The 21,002-nt window shown below is 65.7% G+C and carries 19 protein-coding genes; 10 read left to right on the top strand and 9 right to left on the bottom strand.

Translation table 11 applies throughout. The features are described from left to right. Positions 1 to 27: 27 nt before the first annotated feature. The 5 genes from CLM74_RS10815 to CLM74_RS10795 all read right to left on the bottom strand — a co-directional run bounded on the left by CLM74_RS10815 (position 28) and on the right by CLM74_RS10795 (position 7,323). Positions 28 to 429 (bottom strand): DUF805 domain-containing protein, encoded by a 402-nt coding sequence (locus CLM74_RS10815; RefSeq protein WP_025877228.1) that lies wholly within the window; start codon positions 427 to 429, stop codon positions 28 to 30. Between the two features lie 84 nt (positions 430 to 513). Continuing rightward, on the bottom strand, positions 514 to 1,899 hold the full coding sequence (locus CLM74_RS10810) for a replication-associated recombination protein A (RefSeq protein ID WP_051501584.1): 1,386 nt from the start codon (positions 1,897 to 1,899) through the stop codon (positions 514 to 516). Positions 1,900 to 2,228: 329 nt separating this feature from the next. Further along, positions 2,229 to 2,867 (bottom strand): outer membrane lipoprotein chaperone LolA, encoded by a 639-nt coding sequence (gene lolA, locus CLM74_RS10805; RefSeq protein WP_025877232.1) that lies wholly within the window; start codon positions 2,865 to 2,867, stop codon positions 2,229 to 2,231. A gap of 110 nt (positions 2,868 to 2,977) precedes the next feature. Further along, positions 2,978 to 4,918: a DUF3857 domain-containing protein gene (locus tag CLM74_RS10800; RefSeq protein ID WP_105164020.1), complete on the bottom strand. Its 1,941-nt coding sequence runs from the start codon at positions 4,916 to 4,918 to the stop codon at positions 2,978 to 2,980. Between the two features lie 41 nt (positions 4,919 to 4,959). Further along, on the bottom strand, positions 4,960 to 7,323 hold the full coding sequence (locus tag CLM74_RS10795; RefSeq protein ID WP_033831062.1) for a DNA translocase FtsK: 2,364 nt from the start codon (positions 7,321 to 7,323) through the stop codon (positions 4,960 to 4,962). A gap of 232 nt (positions 7,324 to 7,555) precedes the next feature. On the opposite strand from CLM74_RS10795, the gene trxB reads away from it, so the two are divergent. After that, entirely contained in the window at positions 7,556 to 8,527 is a 972-nt protein-coding gene (trxB, locus tag CLM74_RS10790; RefSeq protein WP_025877237.1) for a thioredoxin-disulfide reductase, read from the top strand. Positions 8,528 to 8,638: 111 nt separating this feature from the next. On the opposite strand, the gene CLM74_RS10785 is transcribed toward trxB, so the two are convergent. After that, a complete protein-coding gene (locus CLM74_RS10785; RefSeq protein WP_105164019.1) occupies positions 8,639 to 10,222 on the bottom strand; it encodes an N-acetylmuramoyl-L-alanine amidase in 1,584 nt (527 codons plus the stop codon). 87 nt (positions 10,223 to 10,309) lie between these two features. Here CLM74_RS10785 and CLM74_RS10780 point away from each other — a divergent pair, with 87 nt between their 5' ends. Next, positions 10,310 to 11,434: a GNAT family N-acetyltransferase gene (locus CLM74_RS10780; protein WP_105164018.1), complete on the top strand. Its 1,125-nt coding sequence runs from the start codon at positions 10,310 to 10,312 to the stop codon at positions 11,432 to 11,434. Between the two features lie 61 nt (positions 11,435 to 11,495). Here the strand turns inward: CLM74_RS10780 and CLM74_RS10775 are convergent, their stop codons facing one another. Then, positions 11,496 to 12,764: a hypothetical protein gene (locus tag CLM74_RS10775; protein WP_105164017.1), complete on the bottom strand. Its 1,269-nt coding sequence runs from the start codon at positions 12,762 to 12,764 to the stop codon at positions 11,496 to 11,498. Between the two features lie 80 nt (positions 12,765 to 12,844). Here CLM74_RS10775 and aat point away from each other — a divergent pair, with 80 nt between their 5' ends. The 3 genes from aat to CLM74_RS10760 all read left to right on the top strand — a co-directional run bounded on the left by aat (position 12,845) and on the right by CLM74_RS10760 (position 14,489). Further along, positions 12,845 to 13,585 carry a leucyl/phenylalanyl-tRNA--protein transferase gene (gene aat / locus CLM74_RS10770; RefSeq protein WP_105164986.1) on the top strand — a complete coding sequence of 247 codons (741 nt, stop codon included), beginning with the start codon at positions 12,845 to 12,847 and terminating at the stop codon, positions 13,583 to 13,585. A gap of 86 nt (positions 13,586 to 13,671) precedes the next feature. Next, positions 13,672 to 13,890, top strand: coding sequence for a translation initiation factor IF-1 (infA, locus tag CLM74_RS10765; RefSeq protein WP_005409596.1), 219 nt, complete (start codon positions 13,672 to 13,674; stop codon positions 13,888 to 13,890). Positions 13,891 to 14,093: 203 nt separating this feature from the next. After that, entirely contained in the window at positions 14,094 to 14,489 is a 396-nt protein-coding gene (locus tag CLM74_RS10760) for a hypothetical protein (protein WP_105164016.1), read from the top strand. A 73-nt stretch (positions 14,490 to 14,562) separates the two neighbouring features. Here CLM74_RS10760 and clpA read toward each other — a convergent pair whose 3' ends face one another. Beyond that, positions 14,563 to 16,845, bottom strand: coding sequence for an ATP-dependent Clp protease ATP-binding subunit ClpA (gene clpA / locus CLM74_RS10755; RefSeq protein WP_032974818.1), 2,283 nt, complete (start codon positions 16,843 to 16,845; stop codon positions 14,563 to 14,565). Positions 16,846 to 16,982: 137 nt separating this feature from the next. On the opposite strand from clpA, the gene CLM74_RS10750 reads away from it, so the two are divergent. Continuing rightward, positions 16,983 to 17,795: an APH(6) family putative aminoglycoside O-phosphotransferase gene (locus CLM74_RS10750; protein ID WP_105164015.1), complete on the top strand. Its 813-nt coding sequence runs from the start codon at positions 16,983 to 16,985 to the stop codon at positions 17,793 to 17,795. A gap of 46 nt (positions 17,796 to 17,841) precedes the next feature. Here CLM74_RS10750 and clpS read toward each other — a convergent pair whose 3' ends face one another. Beyond that, positions 17,842 to 18,168: an ATP-dependent Clp protease adapter ClpS gene (clpS, locus tag CLM74_RS10745; protein WP_025879127.1), complete on the bottom strand. Its 327-nt coding sequence runs from the start codon at positions 18,166 to 18,168 to the stop codon at positions 17,842 to 17,844. A gap of 113 nt (positions 18,169 to 18,281) precedes the next feature. On the opposite strand from clpS, the gene CLM74_RS10740 reads away from it, so the two are divergent. The 4 genes from CLM74_RS10740 to hflD are packed head-to-tail and all read left to right on the top strand — an operon-like array spanning position 18,282 to position 20,983. Beyond that, on the top strand, positions 18,282 to 18,770 hold the full coding sequence (locus CLM74_RS10740; protein ID WP_025879126.1) for a hypothetical protein: 489 nt from the start codon (positions 18,282 to 18,284) through the stop codon (positions 18,768 to 18,770). A gap of 1 nt (position 18,771) precedes the next feature. Next, positions 18,772 to 19,233, top strand: coding sequence for an NUDIX hydrolase (locus CLM74_RS10735; protein WP_025879125.1), 462 nt, complete (start codon positions 18,772 to 18,774; stop codon positions 19,231 to 19,233). After that, the gene (gene mnmA / locus CLM74_RS10730; protein ID WP_025879124.1) at positions 19,230 to 20,372 is read left to right on the top strand and encodes a tRNA 2-thiouridine(34) synthase MnmA; all 1,143 of its coding nucleotides are present in this window, start codon (positions 19,230 to 19,232) and stop codon (positions 20,370 to 20,372) included. The genes CLM74_RS10735 and mnmA overlap by 4 nt, the downstream gene beginning before the upstream one ends. Next, positions 20,369 to 20,983 carry a high frequency lysogenization protein HflD gene (hflD, locus tag CLM74_RS10725; protein ID WP_105164014.1) on the top strand — a complete coding sequence of 205 codons (615 nt, stop codon included), beginning with the start codon at positions 20,369 to 20,371 and terminating at the stop codon, positions 20,981 to 20,983. The genes mnmA and hflD overlap by 4 nt, the downstream gene beginning before the upstream one ends. Positions 20,984 to 21,002 lie beyond the last annotated feature (19 nt).

Here is a 21,002-nt window from a genome sequence, read left to right as displayed (position 1 = left end):
CGTTGCATCGGGCCGAAACCCGTTGACTCAGGGGCCGGCGGGCACCGGACCGTACGGGTTGTCCTGCGGCGTACCCGGCAGCAGCGCAAAGATCAGGATCACCACGCCACCGCCCGGCACCAGCGCCAGCAGGTACAGCCACCCTGACTGGTTGCAGTCATGCAGGCGGCGCACGGTCACCGCGATCAGCGGCACGATCGTGGCCAGCCAGAGCGCACCCACCAGTGCCACCGCGCCGATCGTGATCCCGGCCATCCAGCTGGAATCGGCTTCCAGCACGAGGCCGGCAACCAGCGCCACTGTCAGCGCAATCACGCATACCGCGGCTCCCGCAAGCAGCAGGAACAGCTGGAACATCCAGTACTCGCGGCGGTTGGCGCGGCCTTCGAACTGGGCGTAGCGCTTCAACGGCAGAATCATTTCCTGCACGGCATCGTTCCTTGAAAAATAAGCCGCGCAGTCTGCCAAATGCATGCGAGCGGAGCAATGCGCCGCCTTGCCACACGCAGACGACTACGCGCCCTTGGCCGCCCTCGCCGCCTCACGCTCGGCACGCAGCCGGTCGAGCTTTTCCTTCAACTTGATCTCCAGCCCGCGCGGCACCGGGTTGTAATACACCCGCTCGCCCATCGCATCGGGGAAACCGGTCTGGTCCAGCGCGATGCCGCCCTCGGCATCGTGGTCGTACTGGTACTCGGCACCGTAGCCCAGCTCCTTCATCAGCTTGGTCGGTGCATTGCGCAGGTGCAGCGGCACTTCTTCGGTACCACTGTCGCGCACATCGGCCTTGGCCTGGTTGAAGGCGGCATAGCCGGCATTCGACTTGGCGGTGCTGGCCAGGTACAGCACCAGCTGCGCGAAGGCGAGCTCGCCTTCCGGGCTGCCGAGCCGCTCGTAGATGTCCCACGCTTCCAGCGCCATGCTCTGCGCGCGAGGATCGGCCAGGCCGATGTCCTCGATGGCCATGCGGGTCAGCCGGCGCGCCAGATACGAGGGATCACAGCCGCCGTCGAGCATGCGCGTGAGCCAGTACAAGGCGGCATCGGGATTGGAGCTGCGCACGGACTTGTGCAGCGCCGAGATCTGGTCGTAGAACTGCTCGCCGCCCTTGTCGAAGCGGCGGGTGCGGTCGGCCAGCACCTGGGTCAGCGTCTGCGGGGTGATGCGACCACCCTCCCCGCCCGCCAGCTCGGCGGCGATTTCCAGCAGGGTCAGCGCACGGCGGACGTCGCCATCAGCGGCGGTGGCGATTTCCAGCAGCAGCTCGGGCGCGACTTCGATGCGTTCTTCGCCCAGCCCGCGCTCGCGATCACCGAGCGCACGTTCCAGGGCTTCGACGATGTCGGTTGGCGAAACACCTTCCAGCACGTGCACGCGGCAACGCGACAGCAGCGCCGAGTTCAACTCGAACGACGGGTTCTCGGTGGTTGCACCAACAAACAGGATGGTGCCGCGCTCGATGTGCGGCAGGAACGCATCCTGCTGCGCTTTGTTGAAGCGGTGCACTTCATCGACGAACAGCACCGTGCGACGACCTTCGGCGAAGCGCTGCGCGGCCTCTGCCAGCACCTGGCGCACCTCCGGCAGGCCGGACAGCACGGCGGAAATGGCACGGAATTCGGCGTCGGAGTATTCAGCCAGCAACAGCGCCAGCGTGGTCTTGCCGCAACCGGGCGGTCCCCACAGGATCATCGAATGCACGCGTCCGGATTCGACGGCGCGGCGCAACGCGCTCTCTGGCGCGAGCAGACGCTTCTGCCCGACCATCTCATCCAGGGTGCGGGGGCGCATGCGCTCGGCCAGCGGGCGCATGTGTTCCCGATCGACACTCAGCAGATCGGGGCCGGGGAATGAAGTGGAGCGATGTCTTGGCACGCGGTCATTGTACCGCGAGAGCATGCCAACCAAGGTTGACGCCTACCAAGGGCGGTAGCGCCGGACCATGCCCGGCGGACCGGAAAGCTGCGGCGATCGGTAGTGGCGGCCGCTGGCCGGCAGATCAAAAGCGTGTCAACCAAGGTTGACACCCACCAAAGCGGTGCCGGTTGACACCTGCCAAGGGCGGTAGCGCCGGGCCATGCCGGCGGACGGGAAATCTGCGGCAATCGGTGGTGCCGGCCGCTGGCCGGCAGATCAAAAGCATGTCAACCAAGGTTGACACCTACCAAGGCGGTGCCGGTTGACACCCACCAGCGCAGGTAGCGCCGGGCCATGCCCGGCGACTGCGATCAGTTGCCGATGACGTCGGTACCGGCCGGCGGGGTGAAGCGGAACGTGTTGGCGGCGAAGCTGGGGTTGCGCTTCCAGCCGCTGAAGCTGATCACGGTGCGCTGGCCCACGGCATCGGTGATCTCCATCTTCGCCAGGCCCTGCGCGTTGAAGCCCAGCGCGGCGTACTGGAAGCTGGCTTCGGTCTCGCGCTTCGGCGACAGCGACAGCCACTGCAGGCCATCGCGGGTAGCGGCCTCTTCGCTCACGTCGTACTGCTGCTCCAGCAGTGCCGGGTTGATCAGCGCGGTCAGCGGGCTGTTCTGCTCTTCCTTGCCCTGCTCGCGCACAGTCGCCTGCTCCAGGTCCGGCTCGAACATCCACACCTTCTTGCCGTCAGCCACGATCAGCTGCTCGTGCGGGCGCACGTATTCCCAACGGAACAGGCGCGGTGCCGACAAAGCGACGCGACCACTGGTGGATTCCTTGACCTTGCCACGGCTGTCGAACACCTGCTGGCTGAACTGCCCATCCAGGCCCTTCAGGCCGGTGGTGAAGGTTTTCAGGTCATCACGGGCGCCGGCCCAGGCGCTGCCGGTAGCGGCGCAGGCCACGGCCAGGGTGGTGGTGGCAAGGAAACGGCGGAGGCGAAGGTTCATGCAGGGATCCTGTGGGCGCGCGGCCAGGAAAGTTGGGTGCCAGTGTGCCCGGCGAAAGATGAATGGGCGATCAGGACGCCATTATGACGCCCTGATCGCTGATCGGCGATTCAGCCGCCAGCGGCTGGCAGCTTGCCGTACAGCACCTGGCCACGGAAGCCGCGGCGTACCTCGCGGAACAGCGCGCGGAACGCGGCATAGTCCTGCGGCTGGCACAGCGCCTCGGCGCCGCGCACCGCGTTCTGCTGCAGGCGGTGATGCACGGTCACTTCCTGGCCCTGCCGGCTCCAGTCGACCCGGTACTCGCCGGCCGCATTGGCAAACCGCTGGCTGCGCGGAATCGCGATGATCGGGGCATTGGCCGGGAACTGCAGGCGATAGGTTTCCTCGCGCAGGCTGGCATTGCAGTAGAACGGCGCCTCGTTGTCCGGCGCCGAGGCGCTGGCATACAGCCCGCGTACCGATTCACCACCGGGCGGATCGGGCACGGCCATGCCGCCGGCCACATCGAAGTCCACGTAGTCCTCGGCCTGGAAGGCCATGCGATAGCCAAACGGCCGGGTCAGGTCGACCGGCACACCCTGCAGCTGCAGCTGGCCGCGGCCATCGAAACCGGACGCGGCCATGATCGATTCTTCAGCGCGCGCCCGGTTCTGTGCATTGAGCTGGGCGAACTGCGCGCGCATGCCGATCTCGGCGTTGTCGCTCAGCTGCGGCACCGTCTCGCCACGCAGGTTGCCCTGCGCGTCGAAGGTGAAACGCACCTCCATCACCGTGGCGTTGCGCTGCGGATCATTGGCCGGCGTGCGTGCCAGGGTGGCATCGCGGGTGTGCAGCACCGGCGCACCGAGGTCGCCATCGGGCAGCTGGCCGAAGCGCGCCCAGGCACTGGTCGAATCCAGGTACAGGTCGAACTCGGGCACGTAGGTGATGGCGTGGTTGAAGCGGCCCAGCAGCGGAATCTTCGGCAGCGTCGGGCCGCCACCGGCACCGATCAGCACCGGCGAACTGGTGATGCCCTTGGCCGCCAGCAGCGCCTCGAGGATCGTTACGTGGTCCTTGCAGTCGCCATAGTGGTTGTCGAGGATGCTCTGCGCACTGTTCGGTTCCAGGCCGCCATTGCCCAGGTACACCGCCACGTAGCGGATGTTCTGCGCCACCCAGCGGTACAGCGCATCGGCCTGCGCGCGACGGTCGCTGATGCCGGCGGTGACTTCATCGGCCAGCGCCTGGATCTCCGGGGTGACCTGTGCGGCCGGCCCTGCTTTCAATTGGTAGGCGCGGCCCATCTGCGCCCAGTCGCGATAGGTGCTGGCCATGATGTTCGGCCCGAACTCCCACACCGCCGCCGACCAGTTCTGCGCCTGCATCGGCTCGCGGCGCTGGTAGCGCCAGCGCCATTGCGCCTGGCCGTTCTTCACCACCGGCCGGTCACTGCCCTGCACGCCACGGCTGTCCACGAACATGGGCAGATTGGCCGGCGCGCTGAGGGTCACTTCGGCATCGTCGTACTGGGTGAAAACATTGAAGGTTTCCCACAGGCCGAAGTAGCCCGGGAAATACGGCGTCAACTGGGTCCGGCGCACCTGGTAGAACAGCCGCGTGCCCGGCGCCAGGTTCGGGAACACGATCACCCGCACCTTGCGGTCGGCATACATCGCCGCCGAGGCACTGGAATAGCTTTCCTGGGTGTAGATGCGGTCGGCCGGCACTTCGCGGCGCTGGCCGTCGGCGGTCAGCGTATAAGCGTTGACCACATCCAGCGTTTCCATCTTCTCGCTGTAGCTCAACCGCACCTGGCTGAACTGCTCCACCGCTGCCTTGGTCTTGAGCAGGATTTCGTAGGTTTCAGTCTGCACGTTGCCGGCATCGGCGCGCACCTGGTAGTCGGCGCGATAACGTACAAAGCTGAAGTTGTTGCTGGCCTCGGCATCGCTGCCGGTGGACGGCGGCGCGACTGCGGGTACAGCCGTCGCGTCGGCGTCGGCCAGCACCGGGCCGGCTGCCAGCAGGCAGGCCAGCGCCAGCGCGCAGGAAACGGGTTGAAGCATGCGTCGGTTCCTTGGACGTCGGGAATGCGGCAGGGCTTGGCTTACTTCGGCGGCGGCGGTGCCAGCACCGTGCGGTCGCCGTTGTGCTCGGGCGGACTGACCACACCGGCCGCTTCCATGGCCTCGATCAGTCGTGCCGCGCGGTTGTAGCCAATCTTCAGGCGACGCTGCACACCGGAAATCGACGCGCGGCGGGTCTCGGTGACCACGCGCAGCGCTTCGTCGTACAACGGGTCGGACTCATCGCCGCCGCCGGAACTGGTCTCCGGCAGGCCGGTCGCACCGACCACCACGCCATCGCCCATCGTCTGTACTTCGTCCAGCACGCCGTCGACATAGTCCGCCGGCCCCATTGCCTTGAGGTGCTCGACCACGCGATGCACTTCCTCATCGGACACGAAGGCGCCGTGCACACGCTCGGGCATCGCCGTGCCCGGCGGCAGGTACAGCATGTCGCCGTGACCGAGCAGCGTCTCGGCGCCGGACTGGTCGAGGATGGTGCGCGAATCGATCTTCGAGCTGACCTGGAAGGCGATGCGGGTGGGAATGTTGGCCTTGATCAGGCCGGTGATGACGTCAACCGACGGGCGCTGGGTGGCCAGGATCAGGTGGATGCCGGCCGCACGTGCCTTCTGCGCCAGTCGCGCGATCAGCTCTTCGACCTTCTTGCCGACGATCATCATCATGTCGGCGAATTCGTCGATGAAGATGACGATGAACGGCAGCGTCTCCAGCGGGCGCGGCGCCTCGCCCAGCTCCGGGTTCGGCTTGAACAGCGGGTCCATCATCGGCTGGCCGGCGTCCTGGGCGTCCTTCACCTTCTTGTTGAAGCCGGCCAGGTTGCGCACGCCCACCGCGCTCATCAGCTTGTAGCGGCGCTCCATCTCGGCCACGCACCAGCGCAGGCCGTTGGCGGCCTCCTTCATGTCGGTGACCACCGGCGCCAGCAGATGCGGAATGCCCTGGTAGACGCTCAGTTCGAGCATCTTCGGGTCGATCATCAGCATCCGCAGGTCTTTCGGCGACGCCTTGAACAGCAGGCTCAACACCATCGCGTTGACCGCCACCGACTTGCCCGAACCGGTGGTACCGGCCACCAGCAGGTGCGGCATGCGCGCCAGGTCGGCCACGGTCGAGCGACCGGCGATGTCCTTGCCCAGCGCGAGGGTCAGCGAACTGGCCGACTTGTCGTACTCCTTCGAGCGCAGCAGCTCGGACAGGTAGATCATCTCGCGGGTGACGTTGGGGATTTCCAGGCCGATCACCGATTTGCCCGGAATCACATCGACCACACGTACCGACTTGACCGACAGGCCGCGGGCGATGTCCTTGTCCAGCGAACTGATCTGGCTGACCTTGATGCCCGGCGCCGGCTCGATCTCGAAGCGGGTGATGACCGGGCCGGGGTTGGCGCCGACCACCTGTGCATCGATGCGGAAGTCCTTGAGCTTGAACTCGATCTGCCGCGACAGCGCGTCCAGGGTGTCCTTGTCATAGCCCACGGGCTGCGGCTTGGGATCATCCAGCAGGGCCAGCGGCGGCAGGTCCGAGCCGTCGCCATTGACGCCACGGAACATCGGGATCTGGTTGTCGCGCTTGGCCCGGTCGCTCTTTTCGATCACCGGCTCCGGGCGCGGCTCGATCTTCACCGGCTCGCGCTTGGCGCGCACTTCGGCATCGGCCTTGCGCACTTCCTGGCGTTCCTCGCGCAGGACGCGGGTCTGCTGCCATTCGGTGGCCTGCTCCTTCTTGCGCTCCAGCAACGGTGCCAGCGACATCACGCCGCGGCCGATCTTCTCCATCACCACGAACCACGACAGGCCCGTGGCTAGGGTGATCGAGGCCAGCAGCAACACCAGCACGAACAGGTTCGCGCCCAGCGCGCCAAAGCCCACGCTGAGCGAATTGCCGACCAGCTTGCCGAGAATGCCGCCTGCATGGGAGACGTCGCCACTGAACAAGCGCACGTGCAGGAAACCGGTGCCGGCGATCAGGAAGCCGACCAGGCCAACCAGCCGCAACGCGGGGTCCAGATCGTTCTCGCCCTTGCTCTCACGCTTGAGGCCGAACATTGCGATCCAGGCCAGCGCGCCCAGCACCACCGGCAGCAGGAAGGCGATGTAGCCGAACAGCTGCAGCAGCACGTCGGCGATCCACGCGCCCGCGCGGCCGCCCATGTTGTGTACCGGCGCAACCACGCTGCCGGTGTGTGACCAGCCCGGGTCCGTCGCTGAATAGGTGAAAAGGCTGGCAGCCAGATACAGCAGCGCCGGCGCGATGGCGATCAGACCCAGGTCGCGCCACAGGCGCTGACGGCGTGGGTTGTCGGTCGTGGCCGCTGCCGCCGAGCGACGCGATGCCTTTTTGTCGTCGGACTTGGAGCGTTCGGGGACCTGCTTCGCCACCTTAGACCATACCTTTGGAATGCGCTGTTAGTGTTTGATAATAAACGAGACGGCGTCAGTTTTCAGTTATCCGTTGCCGCGCAAGCGAGGACAGGGCCTGAAACCGCCCGTGGATGGCGCTGTTCTGTTCATCGGCTTGAATCGCCCTGCCCCAGCCGCCACTCTATGACCAGCCAAGGATGCTGTGCAAACATCGCCGCGCCTTGTCCCATCTACCTTTTCGCGAGTCTACATGAGCACCAGCCTGCCCTCCCGCCACCAGCGTCTTGTCATCCTCGGTTCCGGCCCGGCCGGTTGGACCGCTGCCGTCTACGCTGCCCGCGCCAACCTGAAGCCGGTCGTCATCACCGGCCTGCAGCAGGGTGGCCAGCTGATGACCACCACCGAAGTGGACAACTGGCCGGGTGACGCCCATGGCCTGATGGGCCCGGACCTGATGGCGCGCATGCAGGCGCACGCAGAGCGCTTCGAGACCGAGGTCATCTTCGACCACATCCATACCGCGGACCTGTCGCAGCGCCCGTTCAAGCTGATCGGCGACAGCCACGAGTACACCTGCGACGCCCTGATCATCTCCACCGGCGCGACCGCCAAGTACCTGGGCATCCCGACCGAAGACGAGTTCAAGGGCCGCGGCGTCTCCGCCTGCGCCACCTGCGACGGCTTCTTCTACCGTGACCAGGACGTGGTCGTGGTCGGCGGCGGCAACACCGCCGTGGAAGAAGCGCTGTACCTGTCCAACATCGCCCGCAAGGTCTACCTGGTCCACCGCCGCGACACCCTGAAGGCGGAAAAGATCATGCAGGACAAGCTGTTCGCCAAGGTTGAAGCCGGCAAGATCGAAACCGTCTGGCACCACCAGGTGGAGGAAGTGCTGGGCAACGAGGCCGGCGTGACCGGCGTGCGCGTGAAGTCGACCCTGGACGGCAGCACCCGCGACATCGATGCCCACGGCTTCTTCGTGGCCATCGGCCACCACCCGAATACCCAGCTGTTCGACGGCCAGCTGACCATGAACAACGGCTACCTGGAAATCCGTTCGGGCCTGGGCGGTAACGCCACCCAGACCTCGGTGGAAGGCGTGTTCGCCGCCGGCGACGTGGCCGACCAGCACTATCGCCAGGCGATCACCTCGGCCGGCTTCGGTTGCATGGCCGCACTGGACGCAGAGCGTTACCTGGATGCACAGGGCAAGGCCAGCTGAGGCTGGCCCGGCACTGGGGAGTCGAGCTGGGCTCGACTCGGGACGGGCGCGAAAGCGCCCGTTTTTTTGGGGGCTATTTACCCGCCTCTGTAGAGAACACCAAACCGACGCTCAGACCTGCACACACGAGTGCTGGAATACGACAGGCGGTGTTGCGACACCATCCGCATCCCGGAGCACAACGCTCCAGCGGGCGACCCCTGGGTTGGATCCTTTGCACGTCAGTTCTGCCCTGATCGGCTTGGTGGGATCTTCGAACAGCGTTCTGGTTGGCGTGCACGCGCCGGGTTTGGAACATGATGCGGAGGTGAACTCGATGGTGACCGGATACTGAGGGTTGCCCTGATAGCCAAGCTCGATCTCCCTGGCTGACTGTGTGGGAATCTCAACATCTGCGATGGGCGCCAACGTCAGTGGCTCGCAGGACTTTCCGGTCGCCCACAACCGATACCCCTTCTCAACACCCTTCATGGCAGCAGACCGGAAGACGGGATCCTGCAGTGCCGCAACATCCTCCGGATTGGAGTGATAGGCCGTCTCGACGATCACCGACGGCATCGTGCCAATGCGGTTCTCACCGTGGCCTTCAGCAACTGATTCGGCTCGAACTGGAAAACTCTCGTACCCGGGCTGCGCATGGATCACCTCTCTCATGCCGCACAGGATGCTGTCCGCCAAGGGCTTATCCTGCGGTTTTTCCCGGTGATAGTAGACCTCGGCACCACGCACACTGGCTGAATCGCTGCCATTGGTGTGCAGGCTCAGCATCACGTCCACCCCCAGATGATTGGCGTAGTTGGGGCGAGCCCTTATGTCCTCGTCCTTTTCGCGAGCAGACTCTGGGCTGTTCGGATATTCATTCCACATGTCGGTGCGCTCGGGAAAAAGCGCCTTTAGATGGTAGCGGGATGACATGTGCTCCCATGGCTTTCCGGATTCCGGATGGAGTTCCGTCGAGCGACTCCGTGCCCGGTGTACCGTCAAACCGCTACGCTGTTCGATCAACCCTTGCAGTTCGTCGCCATATGCTGGACTCAGCGTGTCCTCCTGGACGCCGAGAGGCGCCGGTCGCTGGAATTTCCACTCTCTGCTTGGATGGAGGCTGATGTAGCCATGACTTGCCGAGATCAGAGCTGAGGTGTGCGTGGACTTCGCCCGTACCTGTGGCGGAACGGCCAGATCTTCGGGGTAATACTCCTCAAGGGCTTTCCCATCAAAGAGGAAATCAATGTCGTTCACATCCAGCCCCGACTTTTCAGCGTAGAACCTCAATGTGGACGCCATCGGAATCAGGAAGAGCTCGTCATAACTACCTTCGGGCCCGGGAAGGTATCCAGGACCGAAGCTGATCTTCATTGATCTTGTCTTCATATCAAGTCGGATGCTCACGCTGACTTGTCGCAGCTCACCCCGCTCCTGCAGATGACGCGTCAGCTGGCTCGCGGCTTCACGTTCCAGCAGCGCGATCACCTCCGCGTACACACCCGGATCCTCAACCACTTTCGTTGACTGAGTTTCAGAAGCGAACACAGGTGACGCGAAGAACAAGCTACACGCGACCACAGTAGACCCAAGCTTCAATCCCTTCATTATTGATTTCTCCATGTGGTGGGATACACGCCGCTCATGCAGCGCCCCGCCACCCTGCCCAGCCGTGCGCCAGCGATTCCGCATCAGGCGCACACCGATGGACATTTCAAACTTCCCTCATCCCCAACCAGAACAAACCAACCCAGCCCCGCCAACACCGTTCGTGATCCACCTGGCCTATCCTTGCCAACCATGCCCACCGCCCGCTTCCTCGACTCCCTGCAGACCGTTCCCGCCACCGCCTGGGATACCCTGCACGATGGCCGCAATCCATTCGTCAGCCACGCCTTCCTGTCCGGCCTGGAAACCTACGGCTGCCTGCGCGAGGACTGGGGCTGGCAGCCGCGGCACTTCACCCTCTGGGACGGTGATGCCCTGGTCGGCGCCGTTCCCGGCTACCTGAAGACCAATTCCCACGGTGAGTTCGTGTTCGACCACGCCTGGGCCAATGCCTATGCGCGGCACGGACGCGACTACTACCCGAAGTGGCTCGGCGCGGTGCCGTACTCGCCGGTGACCGGCCCGCGCCTGCTGGCCCGTGACGATGCGCAGCGCACCGCCCTGCTGACGGCACTGCGCGAACAGTTGCCTGTGCTGGATGTGTCATCAGCACACATCAACTTCCACACAGCGGCTGACGAAACAATCTTCGATGACGACTGGCTGCTGCGCGAGGACATCCAGTTCCAGTGGCAGAACCCGGGTGACTGGGTGACGTTCGAAGAGTTCCTGGGCGCGATGGACCACAAGCACCGCAAGAACATCCGCCAGGAGCGCGCCAAGGTCGGCCGCCAGGGCATCAGCTTCCGGGTGGTGCATGGCGATGAGGCCACCCGCGCCGATCTGCAGGCGATGTACCGCTTCTACCTCCAGACGTTCCTGGAATACGGCAACGCGCCAGCGCTGACCGAAGCGTTCCTGCGCCATCTGGCGGTTTCACTGGGGCGCGGGCTGGTGCTGTTCCTGGCCGAACAGGACGGCGAACCGATTGCCGGCGCGTTGTGCCTGCGCGGTGGCGACACGCTGTACGGCCGCTACTGGGGCGGTGCCACCCTGCCCGGCCTGCACTTCGAGGCCTGCTACTACCAGGGCATCGAGTACTGCCTGCGCGAGGGCGTGGCCCGCTTCGAGCCGGGTGCGCAGGGCGAGCACAAGCTGGCACGCGGCTTCCTGCCCACCATCGTGCGCAGCCGGCACTGGGTGGCCGATGCGGAGTTTGCCGAGGCACTGCGCGACTGGTGCCGGCAGGAGCGGCGGGATGTGCGGCGCTATCAGCAGGAGCTGCAGGGGCATGGCCCGTTCCGCGCGGAACCGTAGCGTCGGAGAAGCGCGCCAACCAAGGTTGGCATCTACCACGGCAATGGCGGGGATGCGGCGCTCAGGTGCACTGCCAGAAGTGCCCGCTCACCCGGCACTTCGCGCACCAGAAGCTGTAGAGCATGCCGCCACTACCCCACAGCAACATGCCTTCATTGTTAGTCGGCAACGTTGAGTCCAGCTGCATCACAAAAGGCATCTGCTCGCCGCAATCGATGCACGCCGGGTAGTGCGCGCTCTGCACCCAGCTCGGTGCGCCACCCACCCGCGACAGGTTCTGCCGGTGATTGGACTGACCCCAGTCCTGCTGCTGCCAGCGATGGCTGTCCATCGCGGCAAGACCCACTTCGGCCTGCAGCAGGTCGCCGCTGTCGGTGGGATTGATCGGCACCTGGCAGTGCTGGCTGGGGTGGCAGCGCGGCATGCCTTGTGCATCGTGCCGATAGAAACGCACGGGCGGGTCTTCCCAGCCACAGCAGTCCAGGCACAGCCCTAGCGTGACCTCACCCTCCGCGTCCGGCTGCAGCGCCGCAGCATCGGTCTGCAGCAGACGCTGCAGCGGCGCATGACAGCTGCCGCACAAGGCATCGAGCAGCCCGCCCATGCGCCCGGCGTGACGCACCTGCCCGCCATTCCAGGTGGGATGCAGCCGCCAGATCCGCTTGCGCCAGGCAGGCTCTTCGGCCACCTGTGCACGATGCTGTTCGCGCCCGAAGCGCAGGTGCAGCGGTTGCCGGCCATGCAGATGGCGCAGACGCGGGCCATCGGCCAAGCCCGCCCAGTGCGCCCAGACCTCGGCATCCAGGTCGCTCCAGTCGGCCAGGTAGCCACGGGCGGCGGCATAGGTCTCCGGCTGGGTGGCCAGCAGCACTGCCTTGGCCCGCTCCAGTTCGCGATCGTCGTCTGCCTCGGTCAACCGATGCGCCCAGTCAGTCGCAACCGACGGCGGCAATGCCTGCCAGACCTGCGAGGCCAGCTGGATGTCATCCTCGATGGCGACCTCCAGCAGCGCCTCCCAATCGTCCTGCAGCGTGTGCGGCGCCTGGTAGCTGGCAAACTCCAGCACGCTGGTCAGCAGCTCGCCGCGCTCGCCGTCACGATAGCGCCGCCAGGCGTCAATACAGACCGGAGCGACAGCCTCGTCCGGCAGCAAATCCAGGGCGGTGTCGAGGAAGGTGGAGCCGGGCGAGGGGCGGTCCAGCGCCCGCAGCAGCAGCGCGCCAAGCTGGGGACGGTCTTCGCTGGCCAGGGTCAACAGCATGGCCAGGCTGTCATTGCGTGTGCGCGGCGCATCGTGCGCATCGAGGATGGCGGTGATCGGATCGCTCATGCGGGGCTCCTTGCCGGTAGTGCGTGATGGTGCCAGACATCGCGCATCGCCACGACGAATACGACGAATACAATGCCGGCATGACCCGTCAGTTGCCCTGGCGCCTGGCCGATGCGCCGGATGCCCCCTTCCCGCCGGCCGAGACAGCGCTGCGCCAACCCGATGGCCTGCTTGCGGTGGGCGGCGACCTGCACCCGCTGCGCCTGCTCAATGCCTATGCCGGCGGCATCTTTCCGTGGTTCAGTGAAGGCGAGCCGATCCTGTGGTGGTCGCCGGACCCGCGCATGGTGTTCCGTACCGACGGCGTGCACCTGAGCAGCAGGTTCCGCCGGCAGCTGCGCGGCAACCGCTGGGAAGTGACCGCCGATACCGCCTTCAGCCAGGTGATGCGTGCCTGCGCCAGCGCGCCCCGCCCCGGCCAGGACGGCACCTGGATCAGCCCGGCGATGGTGGATGCCTACAGCCAGCTGCACGACCTGGGTTTCGCACATTCCTTCGAGGTGTGGGATCGGCAGACGCTGGTCGGCGGCATCTATGGCGTGGCCATCGGCGCGATGTTCTTCGGTGAAAGCATGTTCAGTGGCGAAAGTGGCGGCTCCAAGGTGGCGCTGGCCGCACTGGCACGCACGCTTCACGGCTGGGGTTGGCCACTGATCGATGCGCAGGTGGAAAATCCGCATCTGCTGCGCATGGGCGCCGAGCATCTGCCGCGCGCGCCGTTTCTGCAGCAGGTCCGCAGCGCGGTACAGGCGCCGGGCCGGGAAGGCGCCTGGACCCGGCTCGTCGGGCGCGTGCAGGCAGCCGATTTTGCCGGGGAATAACACAATCTTTGCAAGCTGGGCGTTTGACGCGTAAAATGCTGCGCCTTAGGCCCAGCGTGGCCGTTTTCTGAACCGCACAGGACTACATGTCGAAAGACGATTCCATCGAGTTCGAGGGCACCGTCAGCGAGACGCTGCCGAACACCACTTTCCGCGTTCGTCTGGAAAATGGGCACGAAATCATCGCCCACATCTCCGGCCGCATGCGCAAGAACTACATCCGCATCCTCACCGGTGACCGGGTCAAGGTTGAAATGACCCCGTACGACCTGACCAAGGGTCGTATCACCTACCGAATGAAGTAAGCGGCTGGCGCGTTGCGCCACCTCGACAAGGCCAGCCCTGGACGCTGGCCTTTTGTCATGCCTGCAATCCGGCCCTGCCGGACGGCACCCTGACCGAATGCACCGTGACATCGGTCAGCCATGCTTGCGGCAGATTCGCATTCGCAGCGGCGGCGTCATCGTGGCATCCGATCCAGTCCGGATCGCCATCCCCTGCCCCTGCCATGAACGTGACCTCCCTGCCCGCTGGCTTCGCCGCCCTGGTACTCAGCACTGCCGCCCTGATCGCACCCGCCGCCCAGGCCGCCGACACGCCGTCGGCAAGCGCCGGTGACAGCTGCATTGCCTTGAGCGAAGACCAACAGATCGTCCGCGCCGGCGCTGATCGCGATGTGCTGCTGCGCAATGGTGACCAGCACTACCGCGTGGTGTTCAAAGCCTCCTGCAACGGCGCCGTGACCTCGCGGCGGCTGGCCTTTGAAACCCAGGGCGAAAGCAACCAGCTGTGCGCCGGCTCACGCAGCGTACTGAAGACCGACCGCGCCAGCTGCACGGTCGAGCGGATCGAACCCCTCGAAGCTGCCACCTTCAAGCGCATGGCCCGCCAGCGCAGCCGCTGAGGAGCTGACACGACAAGGGCAGCCTGCGCCGCCCTGTCGTTGCTTCCGTTGCCGGGCGCTGCCCGGCACATCCTTACTCCACCGTGGCCGGCAGCAGCCGTTCCGGCTCGGCCTGCGCCTCGACCACCAGCTCGTCGTTGCGCACATCGATGCTGACCTTGCCACCGTTGACCAGCTTGCCGAACAGCAGTTCGTCGGCCAGCGGGCGCTTCACCTTGTCCTGCAGCACCCGCGCCATCGGGCGGGCACCCATCAGCGGGTCGAAACCGTGGTGGGCCAGCCAGTCGCGCGCAGTCGGCGTGGCCGACAGGCTGACGTGCTTCTCCTGCAGCAGCATCTCCAGTTCGATCAGGAACTTGTCCACCACGCGCAGGATGTGTTCGAAGCCCAGCGGCTGGAACTGCACCACCGCATCGAGGCGGTTGCGGAATTCCGGGGTGAACGCACGACGGATGGTCTCCATCGCATCGGTGGCGTGGTCCTGCTTGGTGAAACCGATCGAGCGCCGCGAGGCCTGCGCCGCGCCGGCGTTGGTCGTCATCACCAGCACCACGTTCTTGAAGTTGGCTTCGCGGCCGTTGGTGTCGGTCAGCACGCCGCGGTCCATTACCTGCAACAGGATGTTGAAGATGTCCGGGTGCGCCTTCTCGATTTCATCCAGCAGCAGCACGCAGTGCGGCGTCTTGACGATCTTCTCGGTCAGCAGGCCACCCTGGTCGAAGCCGACGTAGCCCGGGGGCGCACCGATCAGGCGGCTGATCGAATGCGGCTCCATGTATTCGGACATGTCGAAACGGACCAGTTCGATGCCCAGCTGCAGCGCCAGCTGCTTGGTCACCTCGGTCTTGCCGACACCGGTGGGGCCGGCGAACAGGAAGTTGCCGATCGGCTTTTCCGGATTGCCCAGGCCCGAGCGTGCCAGCTTGATGGCCGACGCCAGGGTGCCGATGGCAGGATCCTGGCCGAAGATCACCATCTTCAGGTTGCGCTCCAGGTGCTGCAGCACATCCTTGTCGGTGGCGCTGACCTGCTTGGCCGGGATGCGCGCCATCTTGGCGACGATGGCCTCGACTTCCTCGACGTCGATCAGCTCCTTGCGCTGGCCTTCCGGCATCAGGCGCTGGCGGGCACCGGCCTCATCGATCACGTCGATGGCCTTGTCCGGCAGCAGGCGATCGGCGATGTGCTTGACCGACAGGTCGACGGCGGCCTGCAGCGCTTCATCGGCGTAGGTGACGCCGTGGTGGGCTTCGTACTTGGACTTCAGGCCCTGCAGGATCTCGTAGGTTTCGCCCACGGTCGGCTCGACGATGTCGATCTTCTGGAAGCGACGGGCCAGCGCCCGGTCCTTCTCGAAGATGCCGCGGTATTCCTGGAAGGTGGTCGAGCCGATGCAGCGCAGCTCGCCCGACGCCAGTGCCGGCTTGATCAGGTTGGAGGCGTCCATGGTGCCGCCCGACGCCGAACCGGCGCCGATGATGGTATGGATCTCGTCGATGAACAGCACCGCATTGGGCACCTTCTTCAACGCGGTCAGCACGCCCTTCAGGCGCTTTTCGAAGTCGCCACGGTATTTGGTACCGGCCACCAGCGCGCCGAGGTCGAGCGAATAGATGACCGCATCGGCCAGCACGTCCGGCACCGAACCCTCAACGATGCGTCGGGCCAGGCCCTCGGCAATCGCGGTCTTGCCGACGCCGGCCTCGCCCACGTACAGCGGGTTGTTCTTGCGGCGGCGGCACAGGACCTGGATGGTGCGCTCGATCTCGTCGGCACGGCCGACCAGCGGGTCGATGCGACCGGCACGGGCCTGCTCGTTGAGGTTGCTGGCGAACTCGGTCAGGGCATCGCCCTTGGGCTCGCCTTCGCCCCCTTCCATGCGGCCCTCACCCTCGGAGGAGGACGGCTGCTCGCCTTCCTCGCCCAGCTTGGCGATGCCGTGGGACAGGTAATTGACCACATCCAGCCGGGTGACATCCTGCTGGTTGAGGTAATAGACCGCGTGGGAGTCCTTCTCGCCGAAGATGGCAACCAGCACGTTGGCGCCGGTGACCTCCTTCTTGCCGGAGGACTGCACGTGGTACACGGCCCGCTGCAGCACGCGCTGGAAGCCCAGCGTGGGCTGGGTATCGCGGCCGTCATCTTCGGCCAGGCGGGACACGGAGGCCTCGATGGCCTGCTCCAGCTCCTGGCGCAGGCGGTCGGCGTCGGCACCACAAGCCTTCAATACGGCCTGGGCGGACGGGTTGTCGAGCAGTGCCAACAGCAGGTGTTCGACCGTCATGAACTCATGTCGGGCCTCACGGGCGCGCTTGTAGCACTGGCCGATGGTGTGTTCGAGGTCTTTGCTGAACATGGATTACTCCGGCGGCAGTTGGAGACAATATGCGGCCTGACTACACGATTTCCATCACCCTAGCGGATTGCGACGTTCAGATGGCGTTAGCACTACCAAACGCTTGATCATCGTTCACTCCAGGACAGCCCACCCACATGAGCGAACCCTACCTGAGCCGCTGGCGATTGCGACGTGATGGTCCTTCGATCCGTACCCCCCATGCCCGGCTCTGGCCGGTGCTGACCGCCTCTGGCGAGGCGGCCATGTTGAAGGTGAGCACGGAGACAGAGGAACAGAACGGCCATCGCCTGCTGCGCTGGTGGAACGGCGACGGTGCCGCACGCCTGCTGGCCCACGAGGGGCCGGCGATCCTGATCGAACGGGCGCACGGCGATTCGCTGCGGCAACGCTCGATCAAGGGCGAGGACGACGCCTGCACCATGATCCTGTGCCAGGTCCTGCAGCAGCTGCACCGGCCACGGAGCGCGCCACCAGAAGATCTGGTCTGCCTGCGTAGATGGTTCGCCGATCTGCTGCAACCAAGGGCACCGCTGCCGCCATTGCTGGAACAGTGCAGATCGCTGGCGATGGCACTGCTGGAGGACGAGCAGGAGATCCGGCCCCTGCATGGCGACCTGCACCACGACAACGTGCTGGATTTCGGCGCGCGGGGCTGGCTGGCGATCGACCCGAAGCGGTTGCTGGGCGACCGCGCGTTCGACTACACCACGATGTTCAGCAACCCGGACCTGTGCGGGCCGGGCATCCATGTGGCAACACGGCCCGAGCGCTTCCATGCCCGGGTGGAACAGGTCTGCCGGCTGGCCGATCTCGAGCGCACGCGGCTGCTGCGCTGGATCGCGGCCAGTGCCGGCCTGTCAGCGGTGTGGTTCAGGGATGATGGCAACCCGGCCGACATCGATGAGGCGGTGGCCGAGATGGCCGTGCAGGCGCTGGCGGAGGCGTGACTCGAACCTGGCAGGTGCCCACCTTGGTGGGCACGCCGCGCCAGGGTCAGGCCTTCTCCATCGTGCACAGCAGCGGGTGCTGGTTCATCCGCGCGTACTCGTTGACCTGGGCCACCTTGGTTTCGGCCACTTCGCGGGTGAACACACCGCAGACGCCACGGCCACGGGTGTGGACGTGCAGCATCACCTGGGTGGCCTTGTCCAGGTCCATGTTGAAGAACTGCTGCAGGACGTCCACGACGAAATCCATCGGGGAGTAGTCGTCGTTGAGCAGCATGACCTGATAGAAGGGCGGCGGCGCCACTTCCGGGCGCGCGGGCTCCACGGCAACGCCGTGCTCGTGGTGGGAATCGGGGGCGGACTCGCGAGGCATCTGCCGATTATAAGGGGTGCGACGGCCTTGCGTAGGCCCCGCGTGGAATGGACGGCACGGGCGCCCGCCGTCACAATTGCACCTTCCCACACACTTGGTTTCACAGGATCTTCATGAAAAGGACCCTTCTCTCCGCCCTGCTGATCGCCCTGGCTGCCGCGGGCACCGCTGGCGCTGCGACCACCACTGACAGCACGAAGGCCGACAAGGCCGTTGCCCGTCACTTGGAAAAGCTGGGTTACACCTACGAGGTCGATGAAGACGGCGATTACCAGATGGTGTTCGATGTCGAAGGCGATCGCACCCAGATCGTCTATGTGCGCTCGTCGGTGGAAGACTTCGGTACCCACAACATCCGCGAGATCTGGTCGCCGGGCTACACCTCGCAGACCAAGCAGTTCCCGGTGGCCGTGGCCAACCGCCTGCTGGAAGATTCGCAGGACGCCAAGATGGGCGGCTGGGTGAAGCAGGAATCGACTGCGATGTTCGTGGTGAAGATCGATGCCGACGCCACCTCCGACCAGCTCAGCGACGCCATCGATGCGGCCATCCGCACCGCCGATGCGATGGAGCTGGAGCTGACCAAGAAGGACGATCTCTGAGTTGAACACCTCGCCGGACCCGCGCTGGGCACCGCATGCAACCGTCGCCACCGTGGTGGTCGACGGCGGCAGGGTGCTGCTGGTGGAAGAAACCATCGAGGGCCGGCAGGTGCTGAACCAGCCGGCCGGGCATCTGGAGCCGGGTGAAAGCCTGGCCGAGGCCGCCCTGCGCGAGACCGTCGAGGAAACCGGCTGGACGGTGGAACTGACCGCCTTCATCGGCTGCTACCAGTGGACCGCCGGTGACGGCACCCCGTTCCTGCGCTTCTGTTATGCCGCGCGCCCGGTCTCGCACGACCCGGCGCGGCCGCTGGATGCCGGCATCGATCGGGCGCTGTGGATGACCCCGGCCGAACTGCAGGCCGCCGCCGGACGCCAGCGCAGCCCGCTGGTCTGGCAGGTGCTGGCCGACTACCTGGCCGGCCAGCGCTATCCGCTTGCACTGGTCCGGGAGGTCGCATGAGCAGCCCTCGGGTGATGGTTGGCGTGTCTGGCGGCGTGGATTCTTCCGTGGCTGCCTGGCGCCTGGTGCAGCAGGGCGAGGCCGTGGCCGGTCTGTTCATGCAGAACTGGGCCGACGACGGCAGCGGTGACTGCCGCGCCGAGGACGACCGCCGCGACGCGGTAGCGGTCTGCGGACTGCTGGGCATTCCGTTCCATTTCCGCGATTTCTCCAACGAATACTGGCAGGGCGTGTTCGAGCACTTCCTGGCCGAATACGCCGCCGGCCGCACGCCCAACCCGGACGTGCTGTGCAACCGCGAAGTGAAGTTCAAGCACTTCCTTGATGCGGCCCGCGAACTGGGTGCCGAGCGGATCGCCACCGGCCATTACGCACGCATTGCCCAGCGCGGCCATCAGTGGCTGCTGCTGCGTGGCGCCGACCGTTCCAAGGACCAGAGCTACTTCCTGCACCAGCTTGGGCAGGAGCAGCTGGCGGCTACCCTGTTCCCGATTGGTGACCTGGAAAAGAGCGACCTGCGCCGGATCGCCCGCGACGTCAGCCTGCCGACCCATGCCAAGAAGGACTCCACCGGCATCTGCTTCATCGGCGAGCGCGATTTCCGTGAGTTCCTTGGACGCTACCTGCCGGCCAAGGCCGGGCAGATCCTCGATCCCAGCGATGGCAGCGTGATCGCCGAACATCCTGGCGTCTTCTATTTCACCCTGGGCCAGCGCGAAGGCCTGAACATCGGCGGCGTGCGCGGCCGCCCTGCCGCGCCCTGGTATGTGGTCGGCAAGGACGTGGCCAGCAACGTGCTGTACGTGGACCAGGACCGTGACAGCCCGTGGATGCTGTCCAACCGGCTGCGCTCGGAGACCGCGCACTGGATTGCCGGCGCACCACCGGCACGGCGTTTTGAATGCACCGCGCAGACCCGCTACCGCCAGCCCGATGAGCCGTGCACCGTGGACGTGCTGGACGACGGCAGCGTGCAGGTCACCTTCGCCCGGCCGCAGCGTGCAGTCACCCCCGGGCAATCCCTGGTGCTGTATGACGGTGAGGTCTGCCTGGGTGGCGCGGTGATCGCCGCCACCGACGCGCCGCTGGAACAGCGCCTGCGCACCACCCCTTCTCCTTTTGAGGTAATCGCTGCATGAGTTTCACTGTCGACGACCGCGTTCTGGCTTTGGCCGGCATTGCCCAGGCCCTGCAGCAGGTACGCCGTATCGCCGATACCGGCCACTCCGACGCCGCTGCCGTGCGCACTGCCGTGGACAGCGTGTTCCGCATCGATGCGTCCTCGCCGCAGGCGGTTTTTGGCGATCGGCACGCCCTGAAATCCGGCCTGCGCCTGCTGCACAATTATTTCCGCAGCCAGGGCCAGGACCCGATCCTGCCCAAACTGGCCCTGTCGGTACTGCAGCTGGAGCGCCGGTTCGTGCAGGACGGCGCCACCGTGAACAAGGTCGCCTCGGGTATCGAGCGCGCCCAGCGCCAGGCCACCGCGCTGGGTGACAGCGGCCACCCGGATGTTCTGGCCGCGCTGGGCGGCCTGTATGCAGACACCATCAGCCACCTCAAGCCGCGGGTCATGGTGCAGGGCAACCCGCATTACCTGGGCCAGGCCGGCGTGGTGGCCGAGATCCGCGCGCTGCTGCTGGCCGCCGTGCGCGCCGCCGTACTGTGGCGGCAGCTGGGTGGCAGCTACTGGGACTTCCTGCTCAGCCGCAAGGCGATGGTCGAGGCCGTGGACCGGCAGCTGGCCTGAGGGCGGGGAGCCCGCCGGG

It is taken from the genome of Stenotrophomonas sp. MYb57 (assembly GCF_002966815.1).
In the GTDB taxonomy this organism is placed as follows: Bacteria; Pseudomonadota; Gammaproteobacteria; order Xanthomonadales; family Xanthomonadaceae; genus Stenotrophomonas; species Stenotrophomonas indicatrix.
This window is presented reverse-complemented; position numbering and strand designations above follow the sequence as displayed.

What these genes read in the sequence shown, in the direction of transcription:
- CLM74_RS10800 (WP_105164020.1), bottom strand. Translation starts at nt 4,918, where the DNA reads ATGCTTCAACCCGTTTCCTGCGCGCTGGCGCTGGCCTGCCTGCTGGCA.
- CLM74_RS10775 (WP_105164017.1), bottom strand. Translation starts at nt 12,764, where the DNA reads ATGAGCGATCCGATCACCGCCATCCTCGATGCGCACGATGCGCCGCGC.
- hflD (WP_105164014.1), top strand. Translation starts at nt 20,369, where the DNA reads ATGAGTTTCACTGTCGACGACCGCGTTCTGGCTTTGGCCGGCATTGCC.
- trxB (WP_025877237.1), top strand. Translation starts at nt 7,556, where the DNA reads ATGAGCACCAGCCTGCCCTCCCGCCACCAGCGTCTTGTCATCCTCGGT.
- CLM74_RS10810 (WP_051501584.1), bottom strand. Translation starts at nt 1,899, where the DNA reads ATGCTCTCGCGGTACAATGACCGCGTGCCAAGACATCGCTCCACTTCA.
- CLM74_RS10750 (WP_105164015.1), top strand. Translation starts at nt 16,983, where the DNA reads ATGAGCGAACCCTACCTGAGCCGCTGGCGATTGCGACGTGATGGTCCT.
- lolA (WP_025877232.1), bottom strand. Translation starts at nt 2,867, where the DNA reads ATGAACCTTCGCCTCCGCCGTTTCCTTGCCACCACCACCCTGGCCGTG.
- CLM74_RS10785 (WP_105164019.1), bottom strand. Translation starts at nt 10,222, where the DNA reads ATGTCCATCGGTGTGCGCCTGATGCGGAATCGCTGGCGCACGGCTGGG.
- CLM74_RS10780 (WP_105164018.1), top strand. Translation starts at nt 10,310, where the DNA reads ATGCCCACCGCCCGCTTCCTCGACTCCCTGCAGACCGTTCCCGCCACC.
- CLM74_RS10760 (WP_105164016.1), top strand. Translation starts at nt 14,094, where the DNA reads ATGAACGTGACCTCCCTGCCCGCTGGCTTCGCCGCCCTGGTACTCAGC.
- aat (WP_105164986.1), top strand. Translation starts at nt 12,845, where the DNA reads ATGACCCGTCAGTTGCCCTGGCGCCTGGCCGATGCGCCGGATGCCCCC.
- CLM74_RS10740 (WP_025879126.1), top strand. Translation starts at nt 18,282, where the DNA reads ATGAAAAGGACCCTTCTCTCCGCCCTGCTGATCGCCCTGGCTGCCGCG.
- clpA (WP_032974818.1), bottom strand. Translation starts at nt 16,845, where the DNA reads ATGTTCAGCAAAGACCTCGAACACACCATCGGCCAGTGCTACAAGCGC.
- mnmA (WP_025879124.1), top strand. Translation starts at nt 19,230, where the DNA reads ATGAGCAGCCCTCGGGTGATGGTTGGCGTGTCTGGCGGCGTGGATTCT.
- infA (WP_005409596.1), top strand. Translation starts at nt 13,672, where the DNA reads ATGTCGAAAGACGATTCCATCGAGTTCGAGGGCACCGTCAGCGAGACG.
- clpS (WP_025879127.1), bottom strand. Translation starts at nt 18,168, where the DNA reads ATGCCTCGCGAGTCCGCCCCCGATTCCCACCACGAGCACGGCGTTGCC.